The organism is Pelomicrobium sp. G1, from assembly GCF_051905455.1.
GTDB lineage: Bacteria > Pseudomonadota > Gammaproteobacteria > Burkholderiales > UBA6910 > Pelomicrobium.
The window spans coordinates 1-2411 of sequence record NZ_JBQACR010000032.1 but is presented as its reverse complement, the minus strand read 5'-3'; the positions used below and the strand labels follow the sequence as shown (position 1 = coordinate 2411).

Genomic DNA, 2411 nt, shown 5'->3' with positions numbered 1-2411 from the left:
CGAAGGATTCCCCAGAGGGCAGCCGCATGAGAACTCGATGCGCATAGTTGTTGGCGCTTGCCCTTGCGCTTACGGGTTGCGCTGGCGGCAGCCGCTACTGGAAAGAGGAGGTGGTGCTGCCGGATGGGCGCACCTTGATTGTGGAGCGCGCCCACAGGCTCGGTAGCCCGTTCGACGGCGAACTCTCCGACCTCAATAAGCCGCCGCTGGCGATCGGTTTTACGATTGACATCCCGCTACCGCAGGGCGGCAAGGCCCGCTGGATAGGCGACCGCAGCCTGCTTCCGCTGGCCGTTGGCCTCAAGGATGGGACGGCTTATCTGGTAGCGAGTCCGAGAACCTGTCCGGATTACGATCGCTGGGGCCGCCCTGTTCCGCCGTACGTGTTCTTCAAATACGAGCACGGAGCATGGCAACGCATTCCGGTGAGCGAGTTTCCGGAGGAAATCAATCAGGCCAATCTGATGATCAGCACCGACAGCCTGCAGTCGGTGAGAGAGATCGAGCACGGTCTTGTAGCGGCGGAGACGATCCGAAGAAGGAACAGGGACACGGGCCATTCCTTGATGAACATCTATCGGTCAGGGACAGCGGGATTTGGAGCTTGCTTACACAGATTGCAACAACGGGATTAACGGGGAGGAAGAATCGTGGCAACCATTCTTGACTATGCGTTGATGGCGGGCAGCGCCTATCAAAGAAACCGGCACGAGCAAAATTGGATTCCGGCGCCGACGGGATGGGACGAACTTGGGAATGGCATAGGCTACGAATATGATCCCTCTTCCGGCTATGAGGCGGTTGCCTATCGCAAGGGCAACGAGATCGTCATTGCCTTTGCCGGCACGGACGAGCCGAAGGACTGGGCGGCGAATCTGGCGTTGGCTGGGGCGTTCTGGACGCCCGAGCAGCTCTACAAAGCGGCGGAGTTCTACGCCCGCATCCGGCAGGCGCACCCCGAGGCCGCCATCAGTTTTACCGGCCACAGCCTGGGCGGAGGTCTCGCGGCGCTGATGGGAGTATTTTTCGATCGACCGGCGGTCACCTTCGATCCAGCGCCGTTTCGGGCGAGCGCGAACAACGACGCACGGCAGGCGCTGCGAGACCACCTCGCCGGGACCATCAATCCCGCCACGGGGGCGTCGCTTCTCAGCGACGAGCTGTCCGCGGCGCTGGATACCTTCCACAGCGGCCAGCCGGCGAACGGGACGGGGGCGAGCGCGGAACCGGGCATTCGGGGTGAGGAGGCCATCACCCGGGTTGTGGTGCAGAACGAGGTGCTGTGGAAGAACTTCTCCGGATCGACCTTGGGGGCGAACCCGCCGCAGATACTGGAACACGGCGCGCCGGGGTTTGACCCGACGGCGCTGCACTCGATCGGCCTGCTGATTGCGCTCCAGGATGAAGCTTTCAGGGCGGCGACCATCGACCTGCCTAACCTGGTTGCGCTTATTTTTGACCAGAGCCTATTCAATACTCGACCCGCCGGCGCCGAACGCACCATGATCGACCACCTGGTCCGCCACCAATTCGGCGTTCCGGGCGAATTCGCCGGCACGGGGATGCTCACCCATTTCGCCGCGGACATGCAAAAAATCGCCGCGGCCGGCCCCCAGGCGAGAGGTGATGAGTCTCTCAACAAAGCGCTCATCGCCTTCGGCCTCCAGGCCTATCACAACCAGGACCAGGGCTTTACCCGGGAGCTGTTCGAATCCGTCGACGGCGGGCTGCGCTTCGACATCGCCGCGGTCGCCCCTGACCTTGGCAGCAACAAGGGCTACCTGTCTTTCCTCCAGTCCTACCTGTGGGCGACCCGTCTCGGCGGCGATGAGGCGAGGCTTGCCTACGGCGGCAAGCTGGCCGGGACAGCGCAATGGTTCATCGCCGGCGGCAGCATGAGCGCCACGGCGAAAGATCGCTCTGCCTTTATGCTGGGCGGCGACTCCGGCAACACCCTTGCGGGAGGTATGGGGGATGACCTGCTCGTGGGCGGGGCGAGCCTGGACAATCTCTCGGGTGGTGGCGGCGAAGATGCACTTCTTGGCGGCGCGGGGGAGGACACCCTGGTGGGGCAAGGCGGCAGCGACGGGGATACGGCGCGCATCGGACGCGACTGGGCGGTCGAACGGCGGACATGGCGCGACGGCATGGTTGCCGGCAGTTATCTCATATGTCATATTGCTGCGGCATGCCGATGTCGATATCCTGATGGCATGCGTTTGCGGACTGGCGAGCAAGCGGGCAACGATGCATGGAGACTTGCCGCATGAAATCCCTTCCTTCCTTTATCGCGTTTCTGCCGATCGTTGCCGGCTGCGCCACGCCCTCCCAGATGGCGCTCGATGCGGAGGTCAGGAGGCTCTGCGCCATCGACGGCGGCATCCGGGTCTATGAGCAGGTGAAGCTGCCGG

2 protein-coding genes are annotated in these 2411 nt (G+C 63.3%); both read left to right on the top strand.

Annotated elements, in window-relative coordinates; genetic code table 11:
- Positions 1-50: 50 nt before the first annotated feature.
- On the top strand, positions 51-635 hold the full coding sequence (locus ACTFO6_RS17205; protein ID WP_439935662.1) for a hypothetical protein: 585 nt from the start codon (positions 51-53) through the stop codon (positions 633-635).
- A gap of 15 nt (positions 636-650) precedes the next feature.
- Positions 651-2270 (top strand): lipase family protein, encoded by a 1620-nt coding sequence (locus tag ACTFO6_RS17200; RefSeq protein WP_439935661.1) that lies wholly within the window; start codon positions 651-653, stop codon positions 2268-2270.
- Positions 2271-2411 lie beyond the last annotated feature (141 nt).